The 14,335-nt window shown below is 72.5% G+C and carries 10 protein-coding genes; 7 read left to right on the plus strand and 3 right to left on the minus strand.

The features are described from left to right. Positions 1 to 37: 37 nt before the first annotated feature. Positions 38 to 787: a 6-phosphogluconolactonase gene (gene pgl, locus JG616_RS00080; protein WP_199361944.1), complete on the minus strand. Its 750-nt coding sequence runs from the start codon at positions 785 to 787 to the stop codon at positions 38 to 40. A gap of 21 nt (positions 788 to 808) precedes the next feature. Next, entirely contained in the window at positions 809 to 2,188 is a 1,380-nt protein-coding gene (locus JG616_RS00085) for a GH1 family beta-glucosidase (RefSeq protein ID WP_199391307.1), read from the minus strand. Positions 2,189 to 2,302: 114 nt separating this feature from the next. Between JG616_RS00085 and ugpC the strand changes: the two genes are divergently transcribed. Next, complete coding sequence (ugpC, locus tag JG616_RS00090; protein WP_199391308.1) at positions 2,303 to 3,472, plus strand: sn-glycerol-3-phosphate ABC transporter ATP-binding protein UgpC; 1,170 nt, start codon at positions 2,303 to 2,305, stop codon at positions 3,470 to 3,472. A 40-nt stretch (positions 3,473 to 3,512) separates the two neighbouring features. On the opposite strand, the gene JG616_RS00095 is transcribed toward ugpC, so the two are convergent. Further along, the gene (locus JG616_RS00095; RefSeq protein ID WP_234446466.1) at positions 3,513 to 4,406 is read right to left on the minus strand and encodes a DNA ligase; all 894 of its coding nucleotides are present in this window, start codon (positions 4,404 to 4,406) and stop codon (positions 3,513 to 3,515) included. A 272-nt stretch (positions 4,407 to 4,678) separates the two neighbouring features. Between JG616_RS00095 and smc the strand changes: the two genes are divergently transcribed. The 6 genes from smc to mtnA all read left to right on the plus strand — a co-directional run bounded on the left by smc (position 4,679) and on the right by mtnA (position 13,933). Beyond that, positions 4,679 to 8,182: a chromosome segregation protein SMC gene (gene smc / locus JG616_RS00100; RefSeq protein WP_199391309.1), complete on the plus strand. Its 3,504-nt coding sequence runs from the start codon at positions 4,679 to 4,681 to the stop codon at positions 8,180 to 8,182. Positions 8,183 to 8,213: 31 nt separating this feature from the next. Further along, positions 8,214 to 8,969 carry a cell division protein ZipA gene (gene zipA, locus JG616_RS00105; protein WP_199361948.1) on the plus strand — a complete coding sequence of 252 codons (756 nt, stop codon included), beginning with the start codon at positions 8,214 to 8,216 and terminating at the stop codon, positions 8,967 to 8,969. Positions 8,970 to 9,145: 176 nt separating this feature from the next. Continuing rightward, the gene (gene ligA, locus JG616_RS00110; protein ID WP_199391310.1) at positions 9,146 to 11,506 is read left to right on the plus strand and encodes an NAD-dependent DNA ligase LigA; all 2,361 of its coding nucleotides are present in this window, start codon (positions 9,146 to 9,148) and stop codon (positions 11,504 to 11,506) included. Then, positions 11,503 to 11,811 carry a GNAT family N-acetyltransferase gene (locus JG616_RS00115; protein ID WP_199391311.1) on the plus strand — a complete coding sequence of 103 codons (309 nt, stop codon included), beginning with the start codon at positions 11,503 to 11,505 and terminating at the stop codon, positions 11,809 to 11,811. Before ligA ends, JG616_RS00115 begins: the two co-directional genes overlap by 4 nt. Then, complete coding sequence (gene epmA / locus JG616_RS00120; RefSeq protein ID WP_199391312.1) at positions 11,808 to 12,758, plus strand: EF-P lysine aminoacylase EpmA; 951 nt, start codon at positions 11,808 to 11,810, stop codon at positions 12,756 to 12,758. Before JG616_RS00115 ends, epmA begins: the two co-directional genes overlap by 4 nt. A 104-nt stretch (positions 12,759 to 12,862) precedes the next feature. Next, the gene (mtnA, locus tag JG616_RS00125) at positions 12,863 to 13,933 is read left to right on the plus strand and encodes an S-methyl-5-thioribose-1-phosphate isomerase (RefSeq protein WP_199391313.1); all 1,071 of its coding nucleotides are present in this window, start codon (positions 12,863 to 12,865) and stop codon (positions 13,931 to 13,933) included. Positions 13,934 to 14,335: the final 402 nt, after the last annotated feature.

A 14,335-nucleotide genomic window follows, 5' to 3' on the forward strand; every position in this document is an offset into this window, starting at 1 on the left:
CCGGGGCCGCGCCGGACGGATCGGACCGGCTACGCGGTCACGGGCACCAGAGGATCCGGAGCGCGGCGCCCGGCGTGGTGAAGGCGATGCGCACCGGAAACTCCATCGGATCGTCGCCGGCCAGCACCTGGTCCAGCAGCTCGCGCTTGCGCGCGCCGCGGATCAGCAGCAGGCGCGTGCTGGCGGAGGCGAGTCCCGCGGGCGTCAGGCTGATCCGTCGCGTGAAGCGGCCGGCGCCCGGGCAACCCGTGGCGTCGACGGCCACGTAGGGCCGCGGCGAGGCGAGGGCGTCGGCCAGCCCGACCATGCCCGGGAACAGCGAGCCGACATGCCCGTCCTCGCCCATGCCCAGCACCACCACGCTGGCCGGATGCGCGGCGTGCATGTTGGCGATCGTCACCGCCTCGGCGAAGCCGCGCCCCGCGCGGGTGATCGATTCGAAGCGCGTCGCCGCGGCGCATTCGACCAGCAGCGACTCGCGCACCATGCGCGCGTTGCTGTCGGGGTCGTCGGGCAGCAGCCAGCGCTCGTCGACCAGGGCGACGTCCACCCGGTCCCAGGCCAACGGGGCACGCGCGAGTGCGGCGTAGGCGGGGCCCGGCGTGCGCCCCCCGGACAGCAGCAGCCGCGTGCGGCCCTGGGCCTCGAGTGCGCGGCGCAGCGCCGCCGAGAGGATGACCGCCGCGGCCCATGCCCACTGCGTGCGGTCCTGGTACGACTGGAACTCGACGCCGTCGCGGAGCCGCGTGCCGCCATGGGGACCGGTGTGCAGGGAAAGGTCATGCATGCCGGCGCCGGGATCCTCGGATCAGTAGGGAAGCGGATCGGACAGCGTGCGCCCGTTGCTGGCGATCACCCCGGAGTACCAGCGCGCGCTGTCCTTCGGCGTGCGCTCCTGGGTGGCGTAGTTCACATGGACGATACCAAACCGCTTCGAATACCCGAGTGACCATTCGAGGTTGTCCAGCAGCGACCAGGCCATGTAGCCGCGCACATCGACACCGGCGGCGATCGCGTCGTGGATGGCGCCCAGGTGCTTGTGCAGGTAGCCGGTGCGCAGCGGGTCGCGCACGCGCCCGTCTTCGGCTACCGGCGGATCGAAGAACGCGGCGCCGTTCTCGGTGATGTAGACCGGCAGGTCGCCGTAGGTGTCCTTGAACCACAGCAGCAGGTCGGTGAGCCCCTGCGGGAAGACTTCCCAGCCGGTCTCGGTATAGGTTCCCAGTGGCTGCCGCACCACCGCGGTCTTCAGCGGGTAGCTGTCGCCGGCGGCGGTCACGCTGCGGGTGTAGTAGTTGATGCCGACGAAGTCGAGCGGCTGGCGGATCAGCGCGAAGTCATCCGCCGGCCAGTCCGGCCAGGCATCGCCGAAGATGTCCTTCAGCTCCGGCGGATAGTGGCCGAGCAGGGCCGGATGCAGGAACTGCTCGTTCATGTAGGCATGCGCGCGACGCACGGCCGCGGCGTCTTCGGCCGAGTCGCTGGCCGGATACTTCGGCTCGATGTTCACCACCAGGCCGATTTCGTGCGCGCCCTCGGCGCGGTAGGCCTGCACCGCGGCGCCGTGCGCGCGCATCAGGTTGTGCGCGGCGATCGGCGCCTCGTAGCGGCTGCGGTGGCCGGGGGCCAGCGCGCCGTGCAGGTAGCCGCCGTCGGTGACCACCCAGGGTTCGTTGATCGTCGCCCACTTCTTCACCCGGCCGTCGAGCGCGCGGTAGAGCGTGGTGCCGTATTCCGCGAACCAGTCGGCGCAGTCGCGGTTGAGCCAGCCACCGCGATCGTCGAGCGCGGCCGGCAGGTCCCAGTGGAACAGGGTGACCAGCGGTTCGATGCCGTTTTCCAGCAGCTCGTCGACCAGGCGCGAATAGAAGTCGAGGCCCGCCTGGTTGGCGCGACCGGTGCCCTCGGGATGGATGCGCGACCAGGACACGCTGAAGCGGTAGGCCTTGAGCCCCAGCTCGCGCATCAGCGCGACGTCCTGCTTCCAGCGCCGGTAGTGGTCGCAGGCGACGTCGCCGGTGTCGCCGTTGAGGGTCATGCCCGGCGTGTGCGCGAAGCGGGTCCAGATGCTGGGGCCGGCGCCATCGGCCAGCGGCGAGCCCTCGATCTGGTGCGCGGCGGTGGCGGCGCCCCAGAGGAAACCGTCGGGAAAGCTGGCGTCCCGGGCACGGGCGGGGGCGTCGGACATGGGCGGTGCTCCAGGGGCGCGGCAAGGCGCGGAGATGCGATGAAAGCGGTTACATTGCGAGGATAACGCAGCGACCCCGGCACCGCATGACGGGGACATACCCCGGGAGTGGCGATGGCGCAGGTCCGGCTCGAACACGTCCGCAAGGTCTATCCCGACGGTTTCGTTGCCGTGCACGACGCCAGCTTCGAGGCACGCGACGGCGAGCTGCTGGTGCTGGTCGGCCCGTCGGGCTGCGGCAAGTCGACGCTGCTGCGGATGATCGCCGGCCTCGAGGCGGTCGACGCCGGCACGCTGTCGATCGGCGACCGCGTCGTCAACGACGTCGCGCCGCGCGAGCGCGACATCGCCATGGTGTTCCAGAACTACGCGCTGTACCCGCACATGAGCGTGGCCGGGAACCTGGCCTTCGGCCTGAAGCTGCGCGGCATGGACAAGCCGGCGATCGCCGCGCGCGTGGCGGACGCGGCCAGGACGCTCGGCCTGGAGGACATGCTGGAGCGCAAGCCGGCGGCGCTGTCGGGCGGCCAGCGCCAGCGCGTGGCCCTGGGCCGGGCGCTGGTGCGACAGCCGCAGGTGTTCCTGCTCGACGAGCCGCTGTCCAACCTCGACGCCCGGCTGCGTGCGGCGATGCGCGTGGAGATCGCGCGGCTTCATCGCAGCCTCGGGACCACGATGGTGTACGTGACCCATGACCAGGTCGAGGCGATGACGCTCGGCCAGCGCATCGTGGTGCTCGACGGCGGGCGCATCCAGCAGATCGACACGCCGATGGCCCTGTACGAACGCCCGGCCAACCTGTTCGTGGCGACCTTCCTCGGCAGTCCAGCGATGAACGTGCTGCACGGGCGGCTGGATCTCCGCGGCAGCGCCGCACTGCTCATGGACGATGGAACGCGGCTGCCGCTGCCGGGCCTGCGCGCGCTCCCGGAGTGGGACAGGCGCACGCTGGCGCTGGGGCTGCGGCCGGAGCATCTCCTGCGGGCGGACCGCGCCGCGGATGCCGGCGCGGCGGAGTCTGCGCGAGCGGAGGTTGCGCAGGCGGAGGACGGCATCGGTCCCAAGGACGCCTTCGCGTTTCAAGCCGTGGTGGAAGTCGTCGAACCCGTGGGCAGCGAAGTCTTCGTCAACCTGCGGGCAGGCGGGCATGCACTGGTGGCGCGGCTGCCGCCGGGCGACCTGCCACGCGTGGGCGACACCCTGCCGCTGCGGGTGGCCGCGCGGCACGTCCACGTCTTCGAGCCCGACGGCGGCGAACGTCTCGATGCCGGGTCCCGGGACTGACCAGGTCCGGGCGTCATGACCCGCGTGACGCGGCAGCGGGTCAGGGGGAGGCCGCCGTCGGCTCGCCGGTTGCGCCAGGCGGCTCCCGCAGCCGCAGGTAGCGCGGGAAGCGCGGCAGTCCGTTCACGGTCAGGCCGCTGTAGCGATAGGTGACCAGGCTCCCGACCGCCGGGGGCGAGGCACGCTCCGCGTCGTCCAGTCCGCTGCCCAGGCGGAAGCGCGAGCCGTCCGCGCGCTCGACCAGCAGGGCACCGACCATCCCGGCGTATTTCCCGCGGCCCGGCAGGTGGCCGACGACCCGCGCCTCGGCATCGTCGTGCGGCTTCAGCTTGAGCAGGTCCGGATGGCGGCCCGCGACGTAGCGGGCGGCGTCGTGGTGCAGCATCAGCCCCTCGCCTCCGGCCGCAAGCACGGCGTCCAGCCGCGCGCGCAGCTGCGCGCCGTCGGCCACCCGCGACTGGGCGACCGGGCGCAGCCAAGGCGCGATCCCTGGACCGGCGAGCCGCCGCATCGCCAGGACCCGCTCCCCGAAGCTTCCGGGATCGCCGGGCAGGTCGAAGACGACGAAGCGCATCGCGCGCCAGGGCGCGTCGTCCGCCGGCGGATTGCGGACCAGGCTGCTGGCCTCCTCGAAGCGGCCCCGGCCCAGCCACAGCTCCCCGTCCATCCGCAGCGCCGGCCAGCCGGCGGTGAACCAGGCCGGGGCGTCCACCGGCAGGCCGCCGCGGGTCCACAGCCTGCGGCCGTCCCACCGCGCCCGCACTCCGTCGAGCTTTTCGCTCACCCAGTACTCGTCAACCGGGCGAGGCGTGGTCAGGCCGTGCGCGCGGGACAGCGAGGCGGCCAGCATCAGCCCCTCGTCGCGCCCCGGCGCCTGCGCCAGGACCGGTCCCGGCGCCGACGCGACGCCCAGGGCCAGGGCAAGGACGGCCACGCGAAGCCCGGTCCGGGGTGTGCCGGGAACCTGCATGCGGGCCGTTGGCAGGGTGTCCATGCCGCGATGCTGGGCGCGCCGGAGGGCGGGCGGCATCGGGGCTCCGGCCCTCCGCGGATCGGGACTTGCCGCGGCCGGGCGGGCCGGGGCCGGGCCCCACGCCTGCCGCTATACTGCGGCGATGCCGGCCCGCCGGGCCGCATTCACGCACCAATCCCGTCACCGACCGCGCCACGGCCTGCCCGTGCGCCGCCGAGGCCACCGACCGCCGCATGCGCCTGTCCACGATCAAGCTCTCCGGATTCAAGTCCTTCGTCGACCCGACCACCCTGCACCTGCCGACCAACATGACCGGCGTGGTGGGTCCGAACGGGTGCGGCAAGTCGAACATCATCGACGCGGTGCGCTGGGTGATGGGCGAGAGTTCGGCCAGCCGCCTCAGGGGCGACTCGCTGACCGACGTGATCTTCTCCGGCTCGACGGCGCGCAAGCCGGTGTCGCAGGCGACCGTCGAGCTGATCTTCGACAACAGCGACCACACCATCACCGGCGAGTTCGCGGCCTTCAACGAGATCTCGGTCAAGCGCCTGGTCTCGCGCGACGGCCAGAGCAGCTACTACCTCAACGGCGCCAAGTGCCGCCGCCGCGACATCACCGACCTGTTCCTCGGCACCGGCCTCGGCCCGCGCAGCTACTCGATCATCGAGCAGGGGATGATCAGCCAGATCATCGAAGCCAAGCCCGAAGAGCTGCGCGTGTACCTGGAAGAGGCCGCCGGTATCTCCAAGTACAAGGAGCGGCGCAAGGAAACCGAGACCCGGATCCGCCACACCCGCGAGAACCTCGACCGCCTCGGCGACCTGCGCGAGGAGGTCGGCAAGCAGCTGACCCACCTCGCGCGCCAGGCCCGCCAGGCCGAGCAGTACACCGCCATCCAGGCCGAGCGCCGGGTGCGCGACGCCGAGTGGAAGGCGCTGGAGTTCCGCGCCCTGGACACCCGCCTGTCGCGCCTGCGCGAAGGCCTTGCACAGGAAGAGACCCGGTTGCAGCAGCTGATCGCCGAGCAGCGCGAGGCCGAGCGCGAGCTCGAGGAAGGCCGCGTGCGCCGCGAGGAGGCCATTGAGGCGCTCGGCCGCGCCCAGGCGGCCGGCTACGAGGTCGGCGGCACGCTGGCGCGCATCGAGCAGCAGATCGCCCACCAGCAGGAGCTGTCGCAGCGCCTGGTTCGCGCGCGCGAAGAGGCCGAGGACGCGATCGCCGAGCTGGCCCTGCATATCGGCGGCGACGAGGAGCGGCTGGCGATCCTGGAGGAATCGATCGCCGAGGCCGAACCCGCGCTGGAAGCCCTGCGCGAAAGCGACGAGGTCCGCCAGGACGCGCTGCGCGACGCCGAGGCCGCGCTGGCCGACTGGCAGGAACGCTGGGACGCGCACAGCCGCGAGGCCGGCGAAGCCGCGCGCGGGGCCGACGTCGAGCGCACCCGGGTCGACTATCTCGACCGTCAGTCGCTGGAGTCCGGCCGCCGCCGCGAGGCCCTGTCGGGCGAGCGTTCCGCGCTCGATCTCGATGCGCTGGCCGAGGCCTTCGCCGGCGTGGCCGAGGAACACGAGGCGCAGAAGATCGCGCTGGAAGGACTCAACGAGAACCTGGACGCGCGCAAGCAGGCCGCGCTCGAGCTGCAGGACCAGCAGCGCGCCGCGCAGCAGGAGATCTCCGACGTCCGCAAGCAGGCCCAGGAGGCCCGCGGCCGGCTGTCCTCGCTGGAGACCCTGCAGCATGCGGCCCTGGGCCAGGAGCAGGGCGCGGCGATGGCCTGGCTGCGCCAGCACGACCTGGATTCCTCGACCCGCGTCGGCGAGGCGCTGGAGGTCGAGGCGGGCTGGGAGAACGCGGTCGAGGGTGCGCTCGGCCAGATGATCGAAGGCGTGCTGGTGGACAGCCCGGAAGCACTGGTCGAAGCGCTGGCCGACCTGGGCGACGGGCGCATCGCGCTGGTGTCGTCCGAAACCGGACAGGACGCGTTCGCGCCGACTTCGCTCGCCTCGCGCGTGCGCGGTCCGCTGGCGATCCGCCGCCTGCTGGCACGCCTGCACGTGGCCGACTCGCTGGCCGAGGCGCGCGCGCTGCAGGCAGGGCTCGAGCCCGGCGATTCGGTGATCACCCGCGACGGCGAGCGCCTCGGCGCCGGCTGGCTTCGCGTGCTGCGCTCCGGCGCCGCGCGCCAGGGCGCGCTGCTGCGCGAGCGCGAGATCCAGGGTCTGCGCGAGCGCATCGAGCAGCTGCAGGCGCGCGAGGCGGAGCTCGAAGAGGCGATGGCCAGCGGCCGCGAGCGCCTGCTCGCCGCCGAGCAGGCCCGCGAGGATGTGCAGCGCCAGCTCTACCAGGCGCATCGCAGCGTGTCCGAGCTCGCGGGCCGACTCCAGGGGCAGCAGGGCCGCCTGGACGCGGCGCGCAACCGCATCGAGCGCATCGACGCCGAGCTCGCGCAGCTGGGTGAATCGCTGGCCGGCAGCGGCGACCAGGCGCGTGAGGCGCGTGGACGCCTGGAGGACGCGGTGTCGCGGATGGCCGAACTGGAGGAGACGCGGCGCGCCCTCGAGGCCGAGCGCATCCGCCATGCCACCGCGCGCGACCAGACCCGCGCCGCGGCGCGCGAATCACGCGAGCAGGCGCACGCGCTGGCGCTGCAGCTGGAAACCCAGCGCACGCAGGCCCACGGGCTGCGCCAGTCGCTGCAGCGCATGGGCGGCCAGCGCGGCCAGCTCGACACCCGCCTGGGCGAGATCACCACCCAGCTGGCGGCCGGCGACAGCCCCGTCGACGATCTCGAGCGCCAGCGCCAGGCGGCGCTGGCCCAGCGCGTGCACGCCGAGCAGGCGCTGTCCGGGGCGCGCAGCACGCTGGACGGCATCGATGCCGCGCTGCGCGAGCGCGAGCAGGTGCGCCACCAGCGCGACGAGCAGGCCATCGCCCAGCGCGAGGCCATCGCCCAGCGCAGGCTCGACCAGCAGGCGCTGGTGATCCACGCCGAACAGCTGGGCGCCGCGGTGGTCGAGGCCGGCTTCGTGCTGGACGAGGTGGTCGCCGGCCTGGCCGACGACGCCGAAGCCGGCGCCTGGGGGCGCATGGTCGCCGACTTCGACGCCAAGCTTCGCCGCCTGGAGCCGGTCAACCTGGCCGCGATCCAGGAGCACGCCGAGGCCGCGCAGCGCAAGGACTATCTCGACAGCCAGGATGCCGACCTCAACTCGGCGCTGGAGACGCTGGAGGACGCGATCCGCAAGATCGACCGCGAAACCCGCGGCCGCTTCAAGGATACCTTCGACCGCGTCAACTCCGGCGTGCAGGAAATCTATCCGCGCCTGTTCGGAGGTGGCCATGCCTATCTCGAACTCACCGGCGAGGACCTGCTCGACACCGGCGTGGCGATCATGGCGCGCCCGCCGGGCAAGCGCGTGTCCAACATCTCGCTGCTGTCGGGCGGCGAGAAGGCGATGACCGCGGTGGCGCTGGTGTTCGCGATCTTCCAGCTCAACCCGGCGCCGTTCTGCCTGCTCGACGAGGTCGACGCGCCGCTGGACGAGGCCAACGTCGGCCGCTTCAGCGCGATGGTCACCGAGATGAGCGAGAAGGTGCAGTTCCTGTTCGTGACCCACAACAAGGCGACGATGGAAGCCGCGAGGCAGCTGTCGGGCGTTACCATGCGCGAGCCCGGCGTCAGCCGGCTGGTGTCGGTGGACCTCGCGGAAGCCGCGCGCCTGGCCGGCGCCGCCTGAGCTTCAAGCACCTTTCAAGACGGAGAGCACGATGACTGACACCTGGCTGCTGCGGATCGGGATCCTGGTCGTGGGCGTCCTGCTGTTCGCGGCCATCTGGTACTTCGGCACGCGACCGCGCAGCCCGCAGGGCCGCCGCGTGCCGTCCAGGAGCGCACCCGCGCCGCGCGACGAGCGGATGGAGCCGACGCTTGGCGCGCAGCTCGAGCGCGAGCTGGGCGAGGGCGCCGCGCCCGCCGGCGAGGACACCGTGCAGGCCGAGATGGAACTGCTCGACGGCGCCGTCGGCGGCACCGCCGGCGCCACGGTCAGCCAGTACGGTCGCCGCGTCAGCGACGAGTTCGACAAGATCGTGACCCTCTACATCGCCGCGCGCGCCGGCAACGTGCTGCGTGGCCCGGACATCGTGGTCGCGGCCGAGAAGGCGGGGCTGACCTATGGCCACCTCAACGTCTTCCATCGCCTGGTCAACGGCCATCCGGAGCGCGGGCCCGTGTTCAGCGTGGCGAACATCCGCAAGCCGGGCAGCTTCGAGATGGAGGGGATCCAGTCGCTGGAGACGCCGGCGATCGCCTTCTTCCTGACCCTGCCGGCCCCGGTACCGGCGCTCGAAGCCTGGGACGCGATGCTGCCCACGGCCGAGCGCATGGCCGACCTGCTTGACGGTGTGCTGCTGGACGAGCACCGCAACGCGCTCGGCCGCCAGCGGATCTCGCACCTGCGCGAGGAACTGCGCACCTACGACCGCGAGCAGGACGTGCCGATCACGCGCAGTCCCGACTGGTGATCCCCTCGTGATCCTGTAGGAGCGGCTGCAGCCGCGATTGGGACGTTCCGGCGCCCCCGATCGCCGCCATGGCGGCTCCCACAAAAGCGCAGCGGAATCGCCGCGATGGCGGCTCCTGCAACAGGCGGCGAACTGCCCGTGTGGCCGCTTCCGCGGATTCGCGGGACAATCCCCGCATGGCCCAGACCCCCCAGCAGCGCGCCGCCGAACTGCGCCGCCTGATCGACGACGCCGACCATCGCTATCACGTGCTCGACGATCCGGCGCTGCCGGACGTGGAGTACGACCGGCTGCTGCGCAAGCTTGCGGAGATCGAGGCCGCCGATCCGTCGCTGCAGACCCCGGATTCGCCGACGCTGCGCGTGGGCGGCGCGCCCTCGGGACGGTTCGCCGAGGTCCGCCATGCGGTGCCGATGCTCTCGCTGGGCAATGCCTTCAGCGACGGGGAAGTCGCGGAGTTCGTGGCGCGCATCGTGCGCGAGACGGGCCTGGATGCGCCGGTGTTCTCGGTGGAGCCGAAGTTCGACGGGCTGGCGATCAGCCTGCGCTACGAGGACGGGCTGTTCGTGCGCGGGGCGACCCGTGGCGACGGCGCGGCGGGCGAGGACGTCACCGCCAACCTGCGCACGCTGAAGGCGATTCCGCTGCGCCTGCGGGACACGGGCGGCGAGGCGGGTGGCCCGGGTATCCCGGAGGTGCTCGAGGTGCGCGGCGAGGTCTACATGCCGCGCGCGGGCTTCGAGGCCTACAACCAGTGGGCACTGGCGCACGGTGCCAAGCCGCTGGCGAATCCGCGCAACGGCGCCGCCGGTTCGCTGCGCCAGCTCGACCCCGCCATCACCGCGAAGCGGCCGCTGGCGTTCTTCGCCTATGCGCTGGGGGAGGTCGAGGGTACGCGCGTCCCGGCCACGCACTCCGGCGTGCTGGCCTGGTTGCGCGGGCTCGGCCTGCCGGTGTCGCCGCTGGTGGAGTGCGCCACGGGCCTGGCGGGCGTGCTCGACTACTACCGCCGCATCGGCGAGGCGCGCGACGGGCTGCCCTACGACATCGACGGCGTGGTCTACAAGCTCGACAGCCACGAGCTGCAGGTGGACCTCGGCTTCGTCTCGCGCGCGCCGCGCTGGGCGATCGCGCACAAGTTCCCCGCGCAGGAAGAGTCGACCGTCGTCGAGGCGATCGAGGTCAACGTCGGCCGCACCGGCGCGGTCACACCCTGGGTGCTGATGCGCCCGGTGCACGTGGGCGGCGTGACCGTCACCCGCGCGACGCTGCACAACGCCGACCAGGTCGCGCGCCTGGACGTGCGCGTGGGCGACACGGTGATCGTGCGCCGCGCGGGCGACGTCATTCCCGAAGTGCTGCGGGTGATCCTGGAGCGGCGCCCCGAGGGCACGAGCGCCTGGCGCATGCCGGGGCAATGCCCGGTCTGCGGCTCGGAGATCGTGCGCGAGGAGGGCGAGGTGGTGGCGCGCTGCAGCGGCGAGCTCGTCTGCCCGGCGCAGCGCGTGCAGGGCCTGTTCCACTTCGCCTCGCGCCGCGCGATGGACATCGACGGCCTGGGCGAGCGCCTGATCCAGGCGCTGGTGGACTTCGATTACGCGACCAGCATCGCCGACCTGTACGGCCTGGGCGTGGACGAGTTCGTCGAGATGCGCCGTCGCGCGGACGAACGCGATGGCACCACGCCGGAGACGGTGAAGTCGGGGAAGGTCGCGACCAGGTGGGCGGAAAACCTCGTGGACGCCATCGCGCGCAGCCGCGAGACCACGCTCGAGCGCTTCCTGTTCGCGCTCGGCATCGAGCACGTGGGCGAGAGCACCGCCAAGGCGCTGGCCGCCTGGTTCGGCGATCTCGACCGCATCCGCCGCACGCCGTGGCCGCTGTTCAAGCGCGTGCCCGACATCGGCGACGAAGTGGCGCGCGCGCTCGGACACTTCCTGGACCAGCCCGGAAACCAGGCGGTAATCGACGGGCTGCTGGCCGCGGGCGTGCATATCGCAGACACCCGGGCGCCTTCGCCGAAGCTGCGCGAAGGCCTCGACCTGCAGACGCTGCTGGCTGATCTGGGCATCGCGCGGCTCACGCCGCTGCGCGCGAAGCAGCTGGCCGACGCGTTCCCGGACGCCGCCACGCTGCTTGACCAGGAGCGCCACAACCTCGTGATCGCGGGCCTGCCTGACGAAGCGGCGAGCGCCGTGGCCGAGTGGCTGTCCGATGATGCCAACGCGCGCCTGCTGCTGGCCGCCGCCGCGATGCAGGCCGAGCTGCTGGGCGCGCTGCCCGAGGACACCGCGGCGGCCGGACCGCTGGAAGGCGTGACCGTGGTGCTGACCGGCACGCTGGAGTCGATGGGCCGCGACGAGGCGAAGCAGAAGCTCGAGGCGCTCGGCGCCAAGGTGTCGGGCAGCGTGTCGAAGAAGACCGGCTTCGTCGTCGCCGGCGCCGAGGCCGGCTCGAAGCTGGCCAAGGCGACCGAGCTCGGCGTCGAGGTCTGGGACGAGGCGCGGCTGCTGGCCTTCCTGGGGGCACAGGCATGAGCCGACTGGATGCACCGCTGTCGCTGCGCAGCGCAGGGCCGGAAGACCTGTCCGCACTGCTCGACATGCTGCGTCGTTTCTACGCCGAGGACCGGATCCCGCTCGATGAAGCCCGCGTGCGCCGCGGGCTGGGCGGCGCGCTGCTGGCCAGCGCGTGCGACTGGGTGCGCCGGCACGGCGCCGAAGTCGCGCGCCTGGAAGTCAACCGCCACAACCCGCGCGCGAAGGCGCTGTACCTGCGCGCCGGCTTCCGCGACGACGATCGCGACATCCTCGGCATCGCGCTCGCGCCGGTGGACGCGTGAACCACGACGCCCTGCGCCTGCGCGCGCGCCTGAATCGCCTGGTGCGCGACTTCTTCGACGCCCGCGGCGTGCTGGAGGTCGAGACCCCGGTGATGTCGCGCGCCGGCAACACCGATCCCAACATCGCCTCGTTCACCGTCGAGTTCGGCGGCCGCACCGACGGTGCGCCGCGCACGCGCTGGCTGCGCACGTCGGCGGAGTACCCGATGAAGCGCCTGCTCGCCGAAGGCATCGGTGACTGCTACGAGCTGGGCCGCGTGTTCCGCGACGGCGAAGCCGGTGGCCGCCACAACCCCGAGTTCACCATGCTCGAGTGGTATCGCGTGGGCTGGACGCTGGAGCCGCTGATCGACGAGACCGCGAAGCTAGTGCGCGCCGCGCTAGCCCTGGTCGGACGGGAGGCGAGCCTGCGCAAGGCCTCGTTCCGCGAGGTCTATCGCGAAGCGCTCGACCTCGATCCGATGACCGCATCCCTGGCCGAACTGCAGGCGGCGTTCCGCGGCGAAGTCGATCCGGAGGGCCTGACCCGCGACGACTGGCTGGACCTGCTGATGACCCATCACATCCAGCCGGCGTTCCCGGCGGGCCAGCTGCTGGCGATGCATGACTATCCGGCCTCGCAGTGCGCGCTGGCCAGGGTCGTACGCCGCGGCGACGTGGACGTTGCCGAGCGCTTCGAGCTCTACCTCGGCCCGCTCGAGCTGGCCAACGGCTACCACGAGCTCACCGACGCGGACGAGCAGCGCGCCCGCTTCGCGCGCGACCACGCCGTGCGCGGGGCGCGCGGCGACGTGCGTCCGCCGGTCGACGCGGCGCTATTGGCCGCGCTTGCCGCGGGGCTGCCCGCAAGCGCCGGCGTCGCGCTCGGCATCGACCGCCTCTTGATGACGATGCTCGACACCGGCGCCATCGCCGACGTGCTGGCGTACGGGTTCGCGCAGGCCTGAGGGCCACGTCGCCGCGGCCGACGCATCGTCGCCCCGACCTTGGCGCCGCGGCCGAAGCATCGCGGCCCGACCTTGGCGCCGCGACGGCCCGGTAAACTGCGCCGATGGAGACCGCCATCGATTACGCCCGCTACGACCGCATCCGCCCCATCCGCTGGACCGGCGAGGCACTGGAACTGCTCGACCAGCGCAGGCTGCCCTTCGCGACCGAATACGTGACCTGCCGCGACAGCGACGCCGTCGCCGCGGCGATCCATGCACTGGCGGTCCGCGGCGCGCCCGCCATCGGCATCGCCGCCGCGTGGGGCACGGTACTCGCCGCGCGCGCGATCGAGGCCGGCGACGCGGCGCAGGCGGCCCAACGCCTCGAGCCCGCCCTGCAGCGGCTCAACGCCGCGCGGCCCACCGCGGTCAACCTGGCCTGGGCGCTGGCGCGGATGCGCGCCGCGCTGCTGCGTGCGCAGGCGGGCGAGGGCACCGACTGGCGCGGCGCCCTCGAGGCCGAGGCGCGCGCGATCGAGACCGAGGACCTGGCCGCCAACCATGCGATGGGCGTGCTCGGTGCGTCGCTGATCGACGCCGGCAGCGGCGTGCTCACCCACTGCAATACCGGCTCGCTGGCGACCGCCGGCTTCGGCACCGCGCTGGGCGTGATCCGCGCCGGCGTGGCGCAGGGCAGGGTCGAGCGCGTCTACGCCGGCGAGACGCGGCCCTGGAACCAGGGCGCGCGGCTGACCGTGTGGGAGCTGCAGCAGGACGGCATCGAGGCCACGCTGATCGCCGATGCCGCCGCATCGCACCTGATGAAGGGCGGCGGGGTGCAGTGGGTGGTGGTCGGCGCCGACCGCATCTGCGCCAACGGCGACGTCGCCAACAAGATCGGCACCTACCAGCTCGCCATCGCCGCGCGCCACCACGGGGTGAGGTTCATGGTGGTGGCGCCGTCCTCGACCGTTGACATGCACACGCCCTCGGGCGACCTGATCGAAATCGAGGAGCGCGATCCCGCCGAGCTGCTGGCTGCCGGCGGCAGCCGCACGGTGGCCGAGGGCGTGCAGGCCTGGAACCCGGTGTTCGACGTGACGCCCGCCGAACTGATCGACGCGATCGTGACCGAGAAAGGAATCGTCGAACGGCCTGACACCGGGGCCATGCAGGCGCTGTTCGGTCGGTGATGCACAGGCCAGGCGCCGTGCCCTGACCGCGCCGGTCGTGACGACGTCGCACGGATCGTCATGGCGTGGTGGCTCGCTGTCGCGCCTCGCAGTCGCGCTCCAAGGGCCTCGGATCCGGGAGGGAGCGGGGCGCTGCAAGGGGGGTACGGACCGGCACATCAGCCATCCATGGCTGAAGTGCCTACCGCGCACATCCGTGTGCGCTGTCCGTACCCCCCTTGCAGCGCCCCGCGCCGCGAGATCGGGGACCTCGGCTTCGAGGGCGCAAGCCCGGACATCGCGGCCTTCGGTCCGTCCCGTCGGTGCCACGCTCGTGCGTACGAGTCGACCCTGCGCACACGAAACCGACAACGGTCGGGCGGGAGGGGGTTGCCGGGGGGCGTGCGGAGAGTGGGCCATGGA

Source organism: Luteimonas sp. MC1895, assembly GCF_016457215.1.
Lineage (GTDB): Bacteria > Pseudomonadota > Gammaproteobacteria > Xanthomonadales > Xanthomonadaceae > Luteimonas.